Genomic DNA, 16730 nt, shown 5'->3' on the forward strand with positions numbered 1-16730 from the left:
CAGGCCCGCAATGGAAGTGAGGTTAGCAAGATGAGTTAGCGAACGATTAATTTGAAGTTGTAATTGGCTTCCTGATACCGTCAGGCGCGATAATGGCCCGACTTGCCGCCGATCTTTTCCGTCAGATGGATGCCTTCGATGCGGACCCCGCGCTCGGCGGCCTTGATCATGTCGTAGATGGTCAGGCAGGCGACGGACACGGCTGTGAGCGCTTCCATCTCTACCCCGGTGGGGCCGGTCACCTTCACGGTCGCCGTAACGATGCAGCCGGGCAGGGCGGCGTCAGGCGTGATATCGACGTTGACCTTGGAGAGCGCCAGAGGGTGGCACAGCGGAATGAGTTCGGAGGTCCGTTTGGCCGCCATGATGCCGGCGATGCGGGCCGTGCCCAGCACATCGCCCTTCTTGGCGTTGCCCGACACGATCAGGTCCAGCGTCGCCGGGCTCATCACCACGCGACCTTCGGCTGTTGCGGTCCGCTCCGTCGCGGCCTTGTCCGACACGTCGACCATGCGCGCTTCGCCGCGGGCGTCGATATGGGTGAGGGACGGCTTGTCGGTCATTTGCAGCTACTCAGCCGCGCTGACGGAGGCGGCATCTCGCGCGAGCAGTGCGCGTGTCGCGGCCGTCACGTCGGCCTGCCGCATCAGGCTCTCGCCGACCAGGAAGGTCTGGATCTGGACGCGTGCCAGACGCGCGAGATCCGCGGGCGTAAAGATGCCGCTCTCGCCGACCAGCAGCCGCTCCTTTGGCACCAGCGGCGCCAAAGCTTCGGAGGTTGCCAGCGTGGTCTCGAAGGTGCGCAGATTGCGGTTGTTGATGCCGATCATCGGCGAGCGCAGCTTCAACGCTCGGTCGAGCTCGGCGCGGTCGTGGATCTCGATCAGCACGTCCATCCCGCTGTAGAGTGCCGCCGCCTCGATGTCTTGCGCCGCGGCGTCATCGAGCGCCGCCATGATGATCAGGATGCAGTCCGCGCCATGCGCCCGGGCCTCGACAACCTGGTAGGTGTCGAACATGAAGTCCTTGCGCAGCACGGGCAGGGCGGTGGCGGCGCGCGCCGCGACCATGAAGTTCAGATGCCCCTGAAAAGACGGGGTATCGGTGAGCACCGACAGGCAGGCTGCGCCACCGGCCTCGTAGGCCTTGGCGAGGGCGGGCGGGTCGAAATCGGCGCGGATCAGGCCCTTCGAGGGCGAGGCCTTCTTCACCTCCGCGATCAGCGCATAGTCGCCCTTGGCGTGCTTGCTCCGGATCGCCGCGACGAAGCCGCGCGGCGGCGACGCGTCACGGGCACGGGCCTCGAGCACCGAGAGTGGGCACGCATGCTTGGCGGCGGCGATCTCCTCGCGCTTATAGGCTTCGATCTTGGCCAGGATATCGGACATGACGCGCTCCGCGAGATCAGCCGTTGGAGACTGCGATCAGCTGCTTCAGCCTCGCCGCGGCGGCGCCGCTGTCGAGGGAGTCCTTGCCGATCGCCACGCCCTCTTTGAGCGACTTGGCGCGGCCGGCAACGATCAGGGCTGCAGCTGCGTTCAACAGGGCAACGTCGCGGTAGGGACTGGGCAGGCCGTCGAGCACGCTCTGCAGCGCCACCGCGTTGGCCGCGGCGTCACCGCCCTTGAGCCCGTCGCTGCCGCACAGGCCGAGCCCGGCTTCCTCGGGCGTGATCTCGAAGGTGCGGATATGGCCGTTCTCGAGCGCCGCCACGAAGGTCGGGCCGGTCAGTGTGATCTCGTCCAGCCCGTCGGAACCGTGCACGACCCAGGCAGCTTCCGAGCCGAGGTTCTTGAGCACCTGTGCCAATGGCTCGACCCATTGCCGCGAGAACACGCCGACCATCTGACGCTTGACGCCGGCGGGGTTGGACAGCGGCCCGAGCAGGTTGAAGATGGTGCGGGTCGCGAGCTCGACGCGGGTCGGGCCGACGTTCTTCATCGCCGGATGATGAGCGGGCGCGAACATGAAGCCGATGCCAGCCTCGCGCACGCAGCGCCCGACCTGGTCCGGCTTCAGGTCGATCTTGACGCCCAGCGCAGCGAGCACGTCGGCTGCGCCCGAGCGCGACGATAGCGCGCGGTTGCCATGCTTGGCGACCGGAATGCCGGCGCCGGCCACGATGAAGGAGGCGCAGGTCGAGACGTTGACCGAGCCGGAGCCGTCACCGCCGGTGCCGACGATGTCGACAGCGGTTGCCGGTGCGTCGACGCGCAGCATCTTCGCCCGCATCACGCTGACGGCGCCGGTGATTTCCTCGACCGTCTCGCCACGAACGCGCAGCGCCATCAGCAGTGCGCCCATCTGCGACGGCGTGGCCTCGCCCGACATCATGCTGTCGAAGGCGGACGCGGCCTGTTCACGGGACAGCGGCGCGCCGGTCGCGACCTTGCCAATGATCGACTTGAGATCGTCCATCACGCGTTTCCTCGCGAGCCGTCACTGATTGCTGCCGCCGCCGACCACCTGGGCCACGGCCGCTTCGTTGATGGTGGTGCCGATATCCTTCTCGAGCTTCAGCACATACGATGTGCCCTGCTCGTCGGCCAGGGCCCGCTGCAACTGCTCCTTCAGCTTCTTGACGTCGTCGGCTGCGAGATCGACCTTCGGCTCGACGATGTCGGTGACCCGGAACACGATCCACTGCCGGCCGCCATCCGCCTCGGTCTGTCCGACGCCGTCCTTGGCCGTGCGGAACGCTGCCGTGATGGCGCCGGTCGGGACGCCGGGCAGGGTTGCATCCCGCTTGAATGCGCTTGCGGTCTCGAGCTTGACGCCGAGCGATGTCGCCTCGTCGACAAGCTTGGCGCCCTCGGTGAGCTTCTTCGCAAGCTCGGTCGCCTTGGCGCGGAGCCGCGCCGCGACCTCGTCGTCGCGCCACTTGGCTGCAACCTGGTCCTTGACCTCGTCGAGGGGGCGGTCGCGCGGCGGAGTGATGCCGAGCACCTCGAACCAGACATAGCCGCCGCGGAACGAGATCGGCTCATTGTCGACGCCGACGTCGCTGTTGAACGCCTGGGACACGACATCGAGGCCAAGCGGAATGTTCGGGACGGGCTGACCATTCGGCTCCTTGCCCGACCGATCCACCGCTTCGATCGTTACGGCATTGAGGCCGAGCTTCTTGGCGGCCTCGGCGACGCTCGAGCCGCCCCCGCGTTCGTCCTCCATCTTGTCGCGGAGCGTGGCGACCTCCGACTTGGCGCGGTCGGCGGCGATCTCCTTCTTGATGTCGGCGGCAACGCTCTCATAGGCCGGCTCCTGGCCGGGCTGGATCGCGCTCACCTTCACCAGCGCCACGTTGAAGGCGCCCTTGACCGGCTGGCTGACCTCGCCGGTCGGCAGCGAGAACGCGGTATCGGCGACCGCGGGGTCGAGGATGGCCGACTTCGTCACCAATCCGAGATCGAGGTCGGCAGGGTTCAGGTTGCGCTCCTTGGCGAGCTCGTCGAACGTGACTTCGCCCGACGCAATCCGCGCCCGAGCCGCCTGCGCCTCTTCCATGCTCGGGAAGGTCATCTGCAGGACCTGACGCTTTTCCGGCGTGCCCATCAGAGCCTTGCGCTGATCGAACAGCTTCCGCGCATCCTCGTCCGAGACGGTGGTCCACTTGCCGATTTCTTCTGGGGTCACCACGACGAACGAAAGCTTGCGATACTCCGGCGCCTTGAACTGCGCCTTGTGCGCGTCGAAATAGGCCGCAAGGACTTCAGGCGCGGGTGCCTCGATGGTGCCGGCCTGCGCCGCGTCGAGCTTGATGTATTCGATCGAGCGCTGCTCGTTCTGAAAGCGGCTCAGCGCATCGAGCATCGTATTCGACGGCTCGAGCCCGGCCGCGATGGTGCCGGTGATCTGCCGACGCAGCGACTGCCGGCGCTGGTCGGCCAGATAGCGCTGCTCGGTAAAGCCGAAATTGCGGATGATGGCCTGGAAGCGCTGGGGATCGAACGCGCCGTTCGGGCCCTTGAAGTTGGGGTCACTGAGGATCACCCGCATTGTCTCGGCATCGGATTGGCCAAGACCGAGCCGGCGGGCCTGCTCGTCGAGCGCAGCTTCCGCGATCGTCTGCTGCAGCACGGAGCGGTCGAGCCCGAACATGCGGGCCTGATCCGTGGTCAACGGACGGCCGATCTGCCGGCCGATCTGCTGCAGCCGGTCGGTATAGATCTGGCGGAACTCGTTGATCGAGATCTCGGTGCGTCCCACGGTTGCAGCCGTCGACTGGCCGAAGCCCTTGAAGATGTCGGCGATGCCCCAGATGCCGAAGCTGACGATCAAAACGCCCATGACCACCGCCATGATGGTCTTGCCGAGCCAGTTTGATGAGGCCTTGCGTAATCCTCGAAGCATGGGTCCAATCTGTCTGCAGGAAAAAGGATGAAGGGGCCGCACCTTGGAGCGAATTCCGCGGAAGGGCGTCACCGAGTTGGAACGGCTTATAATGAGGCAGCCGCCCGGTCGCAACCTCGCGCCTGAGGCGGATTGAAGCGGTGGGAAGACCGTTCCCGCTCTGGTACTCCTGCAGGGGCTCTGCTAGCCGATCTCCTGTCACAACGCTTGCTGGAATCCTGCCATGACCGACCGCATCCGCCCCCTGATTGCCGGCAACTGGAAAATGAACGGCCTGAGGGCTTCGATCGCCGAGTTCGAGGCGATGATGGCGGGGGCCGCGGAGGTCACGGCGAAGGCCGATCTACTGGTCTGTCCGCCGGCGACCCTGGTGTCGGCCTTTGCCGAGAAGGCGCTTGGCAACAAGGCGATCGTTGTCGGTGCGCAGGACTGCCACGCCAAGGCGTCGGGCGCCCATACCGGCGACCTTTCGGCGGAGATGCTGGCCGATGCCGGCGCGCGCGCCATCATCGTCGGTCATTCGGAGCGGCGGGCCGATCACGGTGAAAGTGATGTCGTGGTGCACCAGAAGACCGAGGCGGTCTGGCGTGCTGGTTTGGTCGCCATCGTCTGCATCGGTGAAACCCAGCACCAGCGCGATGCCGGCCAGACACTGGACATCCTGCGCGGGCAGCTCAACCTCAGCCTTCCCGAGGGTTCGCAGGCCGGCAATCTGGTCGTCGCCTATGAGCCGGTCTGGGCCATCGGCACCGGTCTGACGCCGACGGCGAAGGATGTCGAGCAGATTCATGCCTTTATCCGGGAGCTGCTGACCGATCGCTTCAAGGGGGAAGGCGCGAAGATGCGGATCCTCTACGGCGGGTCGGTAAAACCCTCCAATGCCGCCGAACTGATGGCGGTCGCGAACGTGAATGGCGCGCTGGTCGGCGGCGCCAGCCTGAAGGCGGCGGATTTTCTCGCAATTGCGAAGGGATGTTGAAGGGCCATCTCAACACCGCGCGCGAACACCCGCGCGTCATGCCGCTTCCCCGAGCCGCTTCCAATAGATCTTGGTCCCGGTGAGGCCGCCATGCGGCTTCACGGCATAGTCCGGAATGATGCCGCTGAGCTGAAAGCCGAGACCCTCGTAGAGCTCCGACGCACCGCCGTCCTCGGCTGTGTCGAGCACGAGCATCGTGCGTCCGTGCTGGCGAGCCAAAGCTTCCGCGGCGCGCAGCAGCGCAGTGGCAATCCCACGTTTGCGGTGACTGACACGCGTCATCATCTTCGCGATCTCCGCGCGATGCGGCTGGTTCGGCGGCAGCTTGAGCTGCAAGGTCACGGTCCCCACCACCGCATCGCCGTCGATCGCGCCGAGCACGATCCGCTCGCCGCGCGCGGCGCTCGACAGCGAATCGCGCCAGAACGCGTCGGCGTCATCGGCGCCGAGCGGGTGCATGAAGCTGACCGAGCCGCCGTTCGCCACCGTCTCGATCAGCATCTCGTTCAGCCCGGCGCGAATGGCCGGCGTATTGGACAGGGGTGCAATTCGAATCGTGGACATTCTCAACTCCGGGCAAGCGCCACCACATAGGTGCAGGGCGCATCGGTCTCATTGGCGAAGGTGGTGTCGATCGGCGGGCCGAAGCCCAGGCAGTCGCCAGGGCCCAGCTCATGGCGCTCCGCGCCTTCGATGATCGTCAGGCGTCCGCTCTGCACCCAGAGCAGCTGGCGGATGTGGATGTAGGACGAGGCCGGCAAGGTCACGCTGCGGCGAGCGGGCATCTCGACGGACACCAGCTCGACCGGATGGTCCGGGCGCAGGAACACCTGACGCCTGACATAACCGGTGTCGGGATCGCGCCAGACCGGCTGCTCGCCGGCTCTCGATACGCGCTCCGGCTGGGCTTCCGCGCGGAGCATCAGGCCCGCCAGCGTCAGCTCGAAGGCGCTGGCCAGCTTGACGAGCACCACGGCGGTCGGGCTCACTTCCGCGCGCTCGATCTTGCTGATGGTGGCTTTCGAGACACCCGAGCGCTCGGCCAGGTCGGCCAACGACCAGCCGCGGCCGTCGCGCTCCAGCTGGAGACGCCGGGCGAGCCGTTGGCTGAAATCGTCTATTATATGATCCATTCGTCTCTGATAATGGAATGTGGTTCGGCTTTCAAGAGGAAGCGACACCGCTTGCGTCGGCGCTTGTGAGAAGCGCGGCTGCGATTATCTGCGGGGTGGCGTTGCCCGATTTGATCGTGTAACACCGCGCAAATTTCCGAATAGCCCGCGAAGCTCTCGCGATCCCGGCCTCCGGTCGGGGCCAGCGAGGGCTTGTGACGGAAGGTCACCATGCAGACTGTCTTGATCGTCATCCACCTCATGATCGTCGCCGTCCTGATCGGCGCGGTGCTGTTGCAGAAGTCCGAAGGCGGCGGCCTCGGCATGGGCGGCGGCGCCGGCTTCATGTCGAGCCGCGGCACCGCGAACCTGCTGACGCGCACGACGGCGGTGCTGGCGGTCGGCTTCTTCATCACCAGCCTGCTGCTGACCTGGCTCGCCGGCCTCGAGCGCAAGCCGACCTCGATTCTCGGCAACATGCCCGGCCAGACGCAATCCGGTGGCGCGACGCCGGTGGCGCCGGGCAGCGGCGGCGTGCTCGACCAGCTCAAGAAGGCCGACGAGCAGCAGGCGCCCGCGGCGCCAAGCGCGCCGTCCGCTCCGCAGTCGCAATAACGCGGGGAAGCCATGCAGGAACGCACTTGGCGCCCTGCATCAGGAGGCGGTCTCAAGTCCCTGAGACCATTCACATTTTGACGTAACCCACAGGCCCGCGACGTTGTTGCGGGCTGCAGGCGATTCGTTTTGGCGAATCGCGCGCGCGGCATTAAAGGTAGGGTCCCATGGCGCGGTACATCTTCATCACCGGCGGCGTGGTTTCCTCGCTCGGAAAGGGTCTGGCTTCAGCCGCGTTAGGCGCGCTGCTGCAGGCCCGCGGCTACAAGGTCCGGCTTCGCAAGCTCGACCCCTATCTCAATCTCGATCCAGGAACGATGTCGCCGTATCAGCACGGCGAAGTGTTCGTGACCGACGACGGCGCCGAGACCGATCTCGATCTCGGCCATTACGAACGCTTCACCGGGCGGCCCGCGACCAAGGCCGACAACATCACCACCGGGCGCATCTACCAGGACATCCTGACCAAGGAGCGCCGCGGCGACTATCTCGGCGCGACCATCCAGGTCGTCCCGCACGTCACCAACGCGATCAAGGACTTCGTGCTGTCGGGCAATGACGAGTACGATTTCGTGCTGGTCGAGATCGGCGGCACCGTCGGTGACATCGAGGGCCTGCCGTTCTTCGAGGCGATCCGGCAACTCGGCAACGAGCTGCCGCGCGATCACGCGATCTACATCCATCTCACGCTGCTCCCGTATATTCCGAGCGCCGGCGAACTGAAGACCAAGCCGACGCAGCATTCGGTGAAGGAGCTGCGCTCGATCGGTATCCAGCCGCACATCCTGCTGTGCCGCACCGACCGTCCGATTCCCAAGGAAGAGCGCCGCAAGCTCGGCCTGTTCTGCAACGTGCGTGAGAGCGCCGTGATCGAGGCGCGCGACGTCGACAACATCTACGCCGTGCCGGAGGCCTATCACGCCGCCGGTCTCGACGACGAGGTGCTGGCCGCGTTCGGTATCGAGCCGCGGGTGCCGCCGGCGCTCGCCAGCTGGCACACGATCAACGAGCGCGTCCGCAATCCCGAAGGCGACGTGACGATCGCGATCGTCGGCAAGTACACCGGCATGAAGGATGCCTACAAGTCGCTGATCGAGGCGCTGTCGCATGGCGGCATCGCCAACAAGGTCCGCGTCAAGCTCGACTGGATCGAGAGCGAGGTGTTCGAGAACGAGGACCCCGCGCCGTTCCTCGAGCACGTCAACGGCATCCTGGTGCCCGGCGGCTTCGGCCAGCGCGGCGCGGAAGGAAAGATTCGCGCGGCGCAGTTCGCCAGGGAGCGTGACGTGCCGTATTTCGGCATCTGCTTCGGCATGCAGATGGCGGTCATCGAGGCCGCGCGCAATCTGGTGGGGATCACCGAGGCCAACTCCACGGAGTTCGGTCCGACGAGGGAGCCGCTGGTCGGCCTGATGACCGAGTGGCTGCGCGGCAATGAGCTGGAGAAGCGCTCCAAGAGCGGCGATCTCGGCGGCACGATGCGGCTCGGCGCATACCCGGCGGCGCTCAAGCGCGGCAGCCGCGTCTCCGAGGTGTATGGCGGCGCGACCGAGATTTCCGAGCGGCACCGTCACCGCTACGAGGTCAACACCGCCTACAAGGACCGGCTCGAGCAGCACGGCCTGAAGTTCTCCGGCCTGTCGCCCGACGGCGTGCTGCCGGAGATCGTGGAGTATGAGGACCATCCCTGGTTCATCGGCGTCCAGTTCCACCCCGAGCTGAAGTCGCGCCCGTTCGAGCCGCACCCGCTGTTCGCTTCGTTCATCCAGGCCGCGGTGGTGCAGTCGCGGCTGGTCTAGGCCGCTCAGGGCAGGGGCTTCGCCGCGGGCGCCGCGGCGGCCCCGACGCTCTCCTTGGCGAGCCGCTGCAATTCGAAACCGGCGGCGATGTGCTCGGTGTAGAGGATCACTCCCTGCTCGCGTGACTTCTCGAAGTTCAGCTTCGCCGCCTGTTTGTCGCCGCGCATCATGTCGTGCTGTCCGATGTAGAAATAGGCCTCCGACAGCAGCATCCTGCGCTCGTCGCCCTTCTTGTCGTCGAACGTCTTGAGCAGGTCGTCCGGCGACAGGGCGCCCGTCATCATCGCCAAGGCCGGCAGCGGCCACGGTCCCTTGGCGGCCGCGCTTGCGTGTTGCGCGATCGCGTCCGGCACGGGCTTGCCGGCGCGGCCCAAGACGGCCAGCAGCCACAGCTCGCAATAGATCTTGTTGTCGCCCTCGGCCAGCTCGACCGCGCGGGCGAAATCGGCGCCGGCCTGTTCGATCTGTCCGGCGTAGAAGCGGGCCGCGCCGCGGGTGCGATAGTTCGAGGCGGTGATCGCGCCGAGCGAAATGGACTTCGAGAGATCGGCAATGCTGCGCTCGAACTGTCCGGACTCGTACAGGGCGCCGCCACGGCAGCTGAACGCCTCGCTGGTATTGGGGATCAGACGGAAGGCCTCGGCGACGTCGCGCATCGCCTCGTCGACGCGCCCGAGCTCGACCAGCGAGCTGCCGCGCTGGCACAGCGCGTCGGCGAGGTCCGACCCGGTGAGCTTGCCGCTCGAAATGGTGTCGGTCGTCTTCTGGACGGCGTCCAGCAGCATGCGGTGGAAACGGTCGGTGGCCTGATCCGCTCCGGCCTCGCTCGATTTGATGTCGGACTTGCCGAACGCAAAAAAGCCGACGATGGCGCGGTTGGCGGCGCGCAAATCATCGGCATATTTGGGATAGCTGTTGCCCTCCACGAACGGCCGGAGCGTCGTGAGCTCGACCTGACTGCGGGCGACGTTGCCGCGGAAATAGCGCGAGCTGGTCAGGCTGAAATGATCGTTGGCCACGGTCTCCGTGTAGGGGTCGGCCACGACGCTGACGGCGTCGGGCAGCGTGATCTCGATCTGATATCGCGCGTGATAGGGATGGGCGGAGATGCCCAGCGGCATGGTTCGTGTCGCCGAGGGAGGCAGCGGCAGCGTGCCCGACTGGTTGTCCGGCTTGTAGCGGATCACCCAGGTCCCGCTGCGCTCGGTCGCGATCTTGGGAACGCGAAAGGTGGCCTCGAGCGAGAGGATGTTCTGCTCCTGGTCGTCGTGGACAGCGGGATCGGCGGCGAGAACGGCCCCTGGATATCTGTCCTCGAGCATGTCACCGACCCGCTTCGCGATCAGCTCGCGCGTCGTCTGTTCGAAGACAAGGCGCAGCCGTTCGGCGCTCAGCCCGGACCACACGCGCTTCACCGACAGTTGCGCGTCGTCCCCGAGCTTGTCGACTGTCACGCGCTCGGTGAGATCGTCGTCGACCTCGTCGGCCGCGCGCACGGGAATCGCGGACGGGCGCTCGGTCTCGGGCGCGACCGGCAGGATCTGGACCCCCGCATGCGCCTGGCCCATGCGGTCGAGGCGACCATGTTGGCCGAGGCGTGTCGGATCGAGAAAGTAGGATTTGCCGTCGACGACGGCTTCGACGATGACGTGATCGAAGAATTCGGGGCTGGGCAGCACCTCCTCGAGACCGCGGCGGCGACCGATCTGGAGCAGGACCGGGCGGCTCTGGATGCCGAGCCGCTGCAGCAGCGTGACGAGCAGGAAAGACTTGTCCTTGCAATCACCGTAGCGCCGGCGCAGCACGATATCCGGGGAGGCGGGTCGGTGCGAGCTCTCGCCGAGCGAAACCGAGAAGTAGCGGATCTGCGACTGCACGATCTGCAGCGCCGCCGCGACGCGTTGATCAGTCGAGTCGAGGGTGCCGATCGTCTTGGCGAGGCCATCCACCTCCTCGTTCGCAGCGGTGTTGACCTCGAACAGGGCGGTCGCCCATTGCGCGACCTCCTTCCAGCTTCCGAACTCCGAGAATTGCAGGAAACGGAAGGCGAAATAGTCGTGCGGTGTCTGCGGGTCGACAGTGGCCTCGCGCAGTCCGCGCTCGTCGAAGTCGAGCGTGCGCAACCCGCTGCGGAGTGTTTCGGTCGGCACGACCGGCGAGCCGGTGCGGTCGCCGATCATCCGCCATGCGATTGGCCTGCTGGCGGGATGGCTGAAGATCACATGCCGCCGGAGCGTCGGATGGGATTGATCCCAACTGGTCAACGCGATGAATTTGCCGGCGAACACCGGGTTCTGGCCGTAAAGCGAATAGGCCAGGTCGATGGTGTCGCCGACGCGCAGATCGTCGATCAGGATCGAGGCCGTCACATCGCCGCTATACACGCCCTGTTCGAGCCCTTGCTCGCGCTGCAAAAACCGGAGCTTGGAGACCTTGGTGCGGTCGATCTGCTCCTGTCCGCGTTGAATCCGGATCCAGTGCAGCTGAACGCGCTCATGATCCTGGGCGAACGAGATCGCGATGTGGCCGGCTCCGGCCAGCGAGGTCGCGTCGTTGACGGCAGTGACGCGGCGGACGAACGCGACCGGCTCGCGATCGACCAGATACTGCGTCTCGGAAAGGCGAATGACGATCGGCGCCGGCGCGCTGACCTCGGGGGCTGTGCTCTCGACCACCCAGGACGGGACGGGATCGGCGAGGGTGAAGGCGTCGGCGGCCGGCTTGACCTCGGCGAGATTCGGAGTGGCCGTCTGCTGCGCCGCGGACGGGTACGACGCCAGAATGCACGCGATGAAAATGACGACCCGGATGAACCCTGAACGATACATGCCCCACCTCGATGCCACTGAGATTGTGCGAGCGCGTTGCGCTTTGCGCAAGGTGGGGAACCGCCACGGCCCGCTGCGGCCGAACGGCTTTGACGACGGCGGCAATTGTTGCCAAAACGCGGCATCGATCACGCTTGAACGATCACGAAGGGGAGGTCCGCTGCCATGATCTACGAAAGCCGCATCTATCGCTGCATTCCCGGCCGCTTGCCGGCGCTGTTGAAGCGCTTCGAGACGACCACGCTGAAGCTGTGGGAGACGCACGGCATCCGCCCCGTGGGTTTCTTCACGACCCTGATCGGCGAATCCAACCAGGACCTGACCTATTTCCTCGCCTGGGAGTCGCTCGCCGAGCGCGAGACCAAATGGACCGCGTTCATGACCAATCCGGAGTGGATCGCGGCGCGCGCCAAGAGCGAGGAGGACGGCCAGATCGTCGCCAACATCACCAGCCAGTTCCTGGTGCCGACGGCGTTCTCGGCGCTGAAATAGGCCCGGCACAGCTGCGGGGATGACCGATCCCCGCAACCCTGCTATTCGCGGGCGCGCGCCGGGTTGATCCGGAGGCCCGCGCCGGGCCATGGTCGCGCGCTCAAAGAGGATGAAGTCGTGAACGCTCCGATCTCTGCCGCGCCGGTCGTCAGCCTCGGCTCCGTGAAGTTTGGCAATCAGCTGCCGCTCGCGGTCATTGCCGGGCCGTGCCAGCTGGAGAGCCGCGCCCACGCGCTCGAGGTCGCCTCGGCGCTGAAGGAGATTGCGACGCGGCTGAACATCGGCCTCGTCTACAAGACCTCGTTCGACAAGGCCAACCGTACCAGCGGCTCGGCCGCGCGCGGGCTCGGGCTGGCACAGTCGCTGCCGATCTTCGCCGAGATCCGCGCCTCGCTCGGCCTTCCCGTGCTGACCGACGTGCATGACGCCAGCCAGTGCGCCGAAGTGGCGCAGGCGGTCGACATCCTGCAAATTCCCGCCTTCCTGTGCCGGCAGACCGACCTGCTGCTTGCGGCGGCGGCGACCGGCAAGGTGATCAACGTCAAGAAGGGTCAGTTCCTGGCGCCCTGGGACATGGCCAATGTGGTCGCCAAGATCACCGGCGCCGGCAATCCCAATGTGCTGGCGACCGAGCGCGGCGTTTCGTTCGGCTACAACACGCTGGTCTCGGACATGCGCGCGCTGCCGATCATGGCCAAGACGACCGGCGCGCCGGTGATCTTCGACGCGACGCATTCGGTGCAGCAGCCGGGCGGGCAGGGCACCTCGTCGGGCGGCCAGCGCGAATTCGTCTCCGTGCTCGCGCGCGCGGCCGTGGCGGTCGGCGTCGCCGGCGTGTTCATCGAGACCCATCCCGATCCCGATCATGCGCCCTCCGACGGTCCGAACATGGTGCCGCTGGCGCAGTTCGAGGGATTGCTGCGGACGCTGATGGCGTTCGACGCGCTTGCCAAGGGACAGACGGCGGGCGCCATCAGCTGATGCACCAGCCCGTCGCCAAGCCCGAGACTAAGTTTCCGCCAGCGGTCAACATCATCGCGCTGGCCGGCTTCTCGGCAGCACTGTCGACCCGCGCGCTCGATCCGGTGCTGCCGCATGTCGCCGAGGATTTTTCGATCAGCATCGCCACCGCGGCCGGCATCGCCGCCGGCTATGCGCTGATCTACGCGCTGATCCAGCCGGCGATCGGCGCCGCCGCCGACCTGTTCGGCAAGGCGCGGCTGATGACGCTGTGCCTCGCGCTGCTCGGCGTCGCCAGCGTGCTCGGCGCGCTCGCCACCTCGTTTCCGCTGCTGTTCGCCAGCCGGATCCTCGCCGGCATCGCCTCGGGCGGCGTGTTTCCGGTGGCGCTCGGCTTGACCAGCGATCTGGTCGCGCCCGACAAGCGCCAGGTCGCGATCGGCCGCACGCTGGCGGGCTCGATGGCCGGCAACCTGCTCGGCGCCACCGCGTCCGGCATCATCGGCGATTTCATCGGCTGGCGCGGCGTGCTCGCGATCCTCGGCGCACTCGGGCTGATCGCGTCCTTCGCGGTCGCCGCCGGCTTCCGCGGCGCCAAGGTGACGCACGCGGCGACCACCGATCTCGCGACCTTGAAGAAGGGCTACCGCACCATCTTCACCAATCCGAATGCGCGCTTCTGCTTCCCAGCGGTGTTCGTCGAAGGCTGCTGCGTGTTCGGACTGTTTCCGTTCATCGCCGCGTTCCTGTTCGATCTCGGCGAGACCTCGCTGTCGATCGCCGGCATCGTCATTGCGGGCTTTGCGGTCGGCGGGCTGTTCTACACGGCCACCGTCTCGAACTTCCTGCCGCGGCTCGGCGTCAAGGGCATGATGATCTCCGGCGCCGCCCTGGTTGCCCTGCAGCTCGCCGCACTCGCCTTCGGCCCCGGCTGGAAGCTGCAATTTGCTTGCATGCTGATGATGGGCTGGGGCTTCTACATGATCCATGGCTGCCTGCAGGTGTTCGCCAGCGAGCTGTCGATCGGCGCCCGCGCCACCGCGATGTCGCTGCACTCGTTCTTCTTCTTCCTCGGCCAGACCGTCGGCCCGATCGCCTACGGCTTTGGCGTCGTCCATGGCGGCAAGCAGCCGACGCTGCTCGTCGCCGCGGCCCTGATGGTCGTCCTCGGCTTCGCCTGCGCCGCGCTGCTGCGGCAGCGGCCGCCGGCGGATGCGGCGGCGACGTGAAGGTCGTCTCCGGTGCGGGCGCATGGCCGCATTCGCCGACGTAGGGCCAGGGCCGCAGGAAGGGCTGCTCATTTGTTTCTCCGTCATGCCCGGGCTTGTCCCGGCCATCCACGTCCTTCTCAGCATGCCGAACGACGTGGATGGCCGGGACAAGCCCGGCCATGACGACGTGGAGAGAGGGGAGCGCATAATGCCCATCGTCCGCTGCGTTCGCCGTGGGCGAGAGCGAGGACGCCCTTTCTTGCTCTCGATGTTGAACATGCGCGGCTGAGACATCTGTGTCCGGCTCATCATTCGCCGCGGGACGCACCGCCGCCGCCTCGCGGCGCATCTGCGTCCGAGCTTTGCCTTTGGACTTGCCCTCTTTCCTTCGAAGAGGGCACGGGGAATGCCGGGAGCTGGCCGCCCCCATGGCCCGCCTGCAGAAAGAAAAGCAGGCGGCAGTCACCACAGGTTCAGCCGAGACATCCCGGCATTCCCCGCGCGATGGTTGGGCGGCTTATACGTACTCTCCCCGGGGACCGGGCTGTCTTGCCCCCGTGACCGGCGGATCATCACCGCCAGCGTAGCCTCAGCGTCGGGAGGCCAGGACCATACGATTTCGCCGGCGCATCAGGCCCGTTCGTCCGCATGATGGATCACGCTGCGAACCCGACACACCCACCGCATCCCGCCTCAACGTCCGTGACGACCGCGAAGCGCCCCTCAGATCGAGACGGGACGGGGACAGTCAATCATAAATTCTGATAAAGCGAAAGTGGAATATTTTCCGTGGAGGGTCTGGACAGAGGGCATCGGCTGGATCCGACAGGCAAAATAAGAGTCTTGGCGCACGCAGTTACGGCATGTCGGTTAGCGAGCCTCACGTGAGCGGAAGTCCAAGGTATTGAATTTACAAGCCTTTCATAATGTTCTTGTTTTGTTCAAAAAGTTAATTTAGCAATGCAGACGTCAAGCCAAACGCAGCCCAAAGTACCGGCTATAATCGTTTGAGAATCGGTGGATATGTTCACTTTACGTTCTTGACTGCCAGGAAGAATCGCAGATGATGCGAGACAAGTTTGACGCGCGGGCGATAGCAAATCTCGTCCTTACTGAGGGCTGGGAGAGAGGTCTCGCCATTTCAAACTTGAAGTTGCAGAAGCTAATTTTTCTCTGCCACGCACTCTTGCTCGTAGAGAGGAACAGGGACCTGTTTAGGGGTGACTTTGTTGCTTGGAAGTTTGGCCCGGTTCATCCAGACGTATATGACGCGTTCAAGCACTTTCGGGAAAGGCCAATTGATCGTCTGGCTATGAGAGTGAATCCTGTAACGGAGGAGCAGGCAGAGATTCCTCCTATCACGGACTTGGACGTTCGAGACGTTGTGAACAAGGTGGTGGCGTTCTACGGATCATGGACTGCGGCAAAGCTGGTTACTTTAACTCACGCCGAAGGCGGTCCTTGGGATGTGGTGGTGAAGGCCGCAATGAACAATGCGAATGTTGGACTGAGAATTAGTAGTAAGATGATCGAGCAGCGCTTCAAGTATCTTTGGTTTGGTGCAAAACGTGAGTTGAACTCCGAGGAGCCCTATGAAGATCAACCGCTTGTTGCATGAAACCGACTTGGCTCGAACCGCTCTGTTGTCTAAAGACGAAAAACGAATCCAACTACGAAGGATTCGCGACTTCGTCCCGACTTTTTCTTGGTCCCCATTCAAGCATTGTCTTCCTGGCATTTTTCAAGCACGAAAGTCGCTACTTGACTTGCCCAAGGTTACTTGGGCGGATGTTGAGGCCGCAATACGCGCCAAGTGCAAGAAGCATCCGAACTGGCTGAACGGTAATATTGACCTTGCTCGGTTGATGTTCGACCATGTGAGTAGGTCGGGCATGAAGGCTAGAGAATGGTCTTTTGGAGCTTTGCCGGTCGGTCATAGCTCTGCAGTGAAATTTTGGCCTGATTTCTATTGTGTTGAAGACGATCGACCCTTGATCCTTCATTCCGATCCGCGGCGTGGACATGGCTTGACGAGCTTGGCACGTAAGTTCGTTTTTTCGTCGATGTATCACCACATCGCAACGCGTTCAGATTTCGACAGTGCGCTCTTCAAGATTGCTGTCTTCCCAGTCGACGATGAGAATGATTGTCGACGGATCAAACTGTATCAGATGCGCGAAGATGAATTGATAGATCTTGATGTGCTGACGGCGGCCATTCAGGAAACATATCAGATGTGGTTTGAGATTCTTGACGAACGGGAGCGTGAGGCGCGTAGAGCATCGAAGGGAACAGGTACCGGAGGTCTTTTCGGTTAGATGGTGCGTTCACAGCGTGTTAGGTGCGCCCCTTTCGATGTTCAGGTTAGGGCTCCCTTGAATTGC

Annotated in this window: 15 protein-coding genes; 8 read left to right on the plus strand and 7 right to left on the minus strand. The window is 64.7% G+C overall.

The genetic code is table 11. From position 1 onward, the window contains the following. Positions 1–80: 80 nt before the first annotated feature. From moaC to QXZ94_RS07620, 4 genes are read right to left on the minus strand one after another with little or no spacing between them, the layout of a single operon-like run. Positions 81–563 (minus strand): cyclic pyranopterin monophosphate synthase MoaC, encoded by a 483-nt coding sequence (gene moaC / locus QXZ94_RS07605; protein ID WP_315719898.1) that lies wholly within the window; start codon positions 561–563, stop codon positions 81–83. A 6-nt stretch (positions 564–569) separates the two neighbouring features. Then, positions 570–1388, minus strand: a complete 819-nt coding sequence (gene trpC / locus QXZ94_RS07610; RefSeq protein WP_315719899.1) for an indole-3-glycerol phosphate synthase TrpC — start codon at positions 1386–1388, stop codon at positions 570–572. A 16-nt stretch (positions 1389–1404) separates the two neighbouring features. Then, the gene (trpD, locus tag QXZ94_RS07615; protein ID WP_315719900.1) at positions 1405–2418 is read right to left on the minus strand and encodes an anthranilate phosphoribosyltransferase; all 1014 of its coding nucleotides are present in this window, start codon (positions 2416–2418) and stop codon (positions 1405–1407) included. A 21-nt stretch (positions 2419–2439) separates the two neighbouring features. Continuing rightward, positions 2440–4350, minus strand: a complete 1911-nt coding sequence (locus QXZ94_RS07620; RefSeq protein ID WP_315719901.1) for a peptidylprolyl isomerase — start codon at positions 4348–4350, stop codon at positions 2440–2442. 223 nt (positions 4351–4573) lie between these two features. Here QXZ94_RS07620 and tpiA point away from each other — a divergent pair, with 223 nt between their 5' ends. After that, positions 4574–5329: a triose-phosphate isomerase gene (gene tpiA, locus QXZ94_RS07625; RefSeq protein ID WP_315719902.1), complete on the plus strand. Its 756-nt coding sequence runs from the start codon at positions 4574–4576 to the stop codon at positions 5327–5329. A 36-nt stretch (positions 5330–5365) separates the two neighbouring features. On the opposite strand, the gene QXZ94_RS07630 is transcribed toward tpiA, so the two are convergent. Then, complete coding sequence (locus QXZ94_RS07630) at positions 5366–5893, minus strand: GNAT family N-acetyltransferase (RefSeq protein WP_315719904.1); 528 nt, start codon at positions 5891–5893, stop codon at positions 5366–5368. 2 nt (positions 5894–5895) lie between these two features. Further along, entirely contained in the window at positions 5896–6462 is a 567-nt protein-coding gene (locus tag QXZ94_RS07635; RefSeq protein ID WP_315719905.1) for an XRE family transcriptional regulator, read from the minus strand. A 210-nt stretch (positions 6463–6672) separates the two neighbouring features. Between QXZ94_RS07635 and secG the strand changes: the two genes are divergently transcribed. Both secG and QXZ94_RS07645 read left to right on the plus strand, forming a co-directional pair. Continuing rightward, the gene (secG, locus tag QXZ94_RS07640; protein WP_172109299.1) at positions 6673–7056 is read left to right on the plus strand and encodes a preprotein translocase subunit SecG; all 384 of its coding nucleotides are present in this window, start codon (positions 6673–6675) and stop codon (positions 7054–7056) included. A 167-nt stretch (positions 7057–7223) separates the two neighbouring features. Then, complete coding sequence (locus QXZ94_RS07645; protein ID WP_172109298.1) at positions 7224–8855, plus strand: CTP synthase; 1632 nt, start codon at positions 7224–7226, stop codon at positions 8853–8855. A 5-nt stretch (positions 8856–8860) separates the two neighbouring features. Here QXZ94_RS07645 and QXZ94_RS07650 read toward each other — a convergent pair whose 3' ends face one another. Further along, on the minus strand, positions 8861–11683 hold the full coding sequence (locus tag QXZ94_RS07650; RefSeq protein ID WP_315719906.1) for a DUF3857 domain-containing protein: 2823 nt from the start codon (positions 11681–11683) through the stop codon (positions 8861–8863). A gap of 165 nt (positions 11684–11848) precedes the next feature. Between QXZ94_RS07650 and QXZ94_RS07655 the strand changes: the two genes are divergently transcribed. The 5 genes from QXZ94_RS07655 to QXZ94_RS07675 all read left to right on the plus strand — a co-directional run bounded on the left by QXZ94_RS07655 (position 11849) and on the right by QXZ94_RS07675 (position 16664). After that, positions 11849–12175 carry an NIPSNAP family protein gene (locus tag QXZ94_RS07655; RefSeq protein WP_315719907.1) on the plus strand — a complete coding sequence of 109 codons (327 nt, stop codon included), beginning with the start codon at positions 11849–11851 and terminating at the stop codon, positions 12173–12175. A 117-nt stretch (positions 12176–12292) separates the two neighbouring features. Further along, positions 12293–13156: a 3-deoxy-8-phosphooctulonate synthase gene (kdsA, locus tag QXZ94_RS07660; RefSeq protein WP_315719908.1), complete on the plus strand. Its 864-nt coding sequence runs from the start codon at positions 12293–12295 to the stop codon at positions 13154–13156. Further along, a complete protein-coding gene (locus tag QXZ94_RS07665) occupies positions 13156–14364 on the plus strand; it encodes an MFS transporter (RefSeq protein ID WP_315719909.1) in 1209 nt (402 codons plus the stop codon). The genes kdsA and QXZ94_RS07665 overlap by 1 nt, the downstream gene beginning before the upstream one ends. Before the next feature lie 1045 nt (positions 14365–15409). Then, entirely contained in the window at positions 15410–15964 is a 555-nt protein-coding gene (locus tag QXZ94_RS07670) for a Panacea domain-containing protein (RefSeq protein WP_315719910.1), read from the plus strand. After that, positions 15939–16664, plus strand: coding sequence for a hypothetical protein (locus QXZ94_RS07675; protein WP_315719911.1), 726 nt, complete (start codon positions 15939–15941; stop codon positions 16662–16664). Before QXZ94_RS07670 ends, QXZ94_RS07675 begins: the two co-directional genes overlap by 26 nt. Positions 16665–16730: the final 66 nt, after the last annotated feature.

It is taken from the genome of Bradyrhizobium sp. SZCCHNS2022, from assembly GCF_032377575.1.
In the GTDB taxonomy this organism is placed as follows: domain Bacteria; phylum Pseudomonadota; class Alphaproteobacteria; order Rhizobiales; family Xanthobacteraceae; genus Bradyrhizobium; species Bradyrhizobium aeschynomenes.

What these genes read in the sequence shown, in the direction of transcription:
- moaC (WP_315719898.1), bottom strand. Translation starts at nt 563, where the DNA reads ATGACCGACAAGCCGTCCCTCACCCATATCGACGCCCGCGGCGAAGCG.
- trpC (WP_315719899.1), bottom strand. Translation starts at nt 1,388, where the DNA reads ATGTCCGATATCCTGGCCAAGATCGAAGCCTATAAGCGCGAGGAGATC.
- trpD (WP_315719900.1), bottom strand. Translation starts at nt 2,418, where the DNA reads ATGGACGATCTCAAGTCGATCATTGGCAAGGTCGCGACCGGCGCGCCG.
- QXZ94_RS07620 (WP_315719901.1), bottom strand. Translation starts at nt 4,350, where the DNA reads ATGCTTCGAGGATTACGCAAGGCCTCATCAAACTGGCTCGGCAAGACC.
- tpiA (WP_315719902.1), top strand. Translation starts at nt 4,574, where the DNA reads ATGACCGACCGCATCCGCCCCCTGATTGCCGGCAACTGGAAAATGAAC.
- QXZ94_RS07630 (WP_315719904.1), bottom strand. Translation starts at nt 5,893, where the DNA reads ATGTCCACGATTCGAATTGCACCCCTGTCCAATACGCCGGCCATTCGC.
- QXZ94_RS07635 (WP_315719905.1), bottom strand. Translation starts at nt 6,462, where the DNA reads ATGGATCATATAATAGACGATTTCAGCCAACGGCTCGCCCGGCGTCTC.
- secG (WP_172109299.1), top strand. Translation starts at nt 6,673, where the DNA reads ATGCAGACTGTCTTGATCGTCATCCACCTCATGATCGTCGCCGTCCTG.
- QXZ94_RS07645 (WP_172109298.1), top strand. Translation starts at nt 7,224, where the DNA reads ATGGCGCGGTACATCTTCATCACCGGCGGCGTGGTTTCCTCGCTCGGA.
- QXZ94_RS07650 (WP_315719906.1), bottom strand. Translation starts at nt 11,683, where the DNA reads ATGTATCGTTCAGGGTTCATCCGGGTCGTCATTTTCATCGCGTGCATT.
- QXZ94_RS07655 (WP_315719907.1), top strand. Translation starts at nt 11,849, where the DNA reads ATGATCTACGAAAGCCGCATCTATCGCTGCATTCCCGGCCGCTTGCCG.
- QXZ94_RS07665 (WP_315719909.1), top strand. Translation starts at nt 13,156, where the DNA reads ATGCACCAGCCCGTCGCCAAGCCCGAGACTAAGTTTCCGCCAGCGGTC.
- QXZ94_RS07670 (WP_315719910.1), top strand. Translation starts at nt 15,410, where the DNA reads ATGATGCGAGACAAGTTTGACGCGCGGGCGATAGCAAATCTCGTCCTT.
- QXZ94_RS07675 (WP_315719911.1), top strand. Translation starts at nt 15,939, where the DNA reads ATGAAGATCAACCGCTTGTTGCATGAAACCGACTTGGCTCGAACCGCT.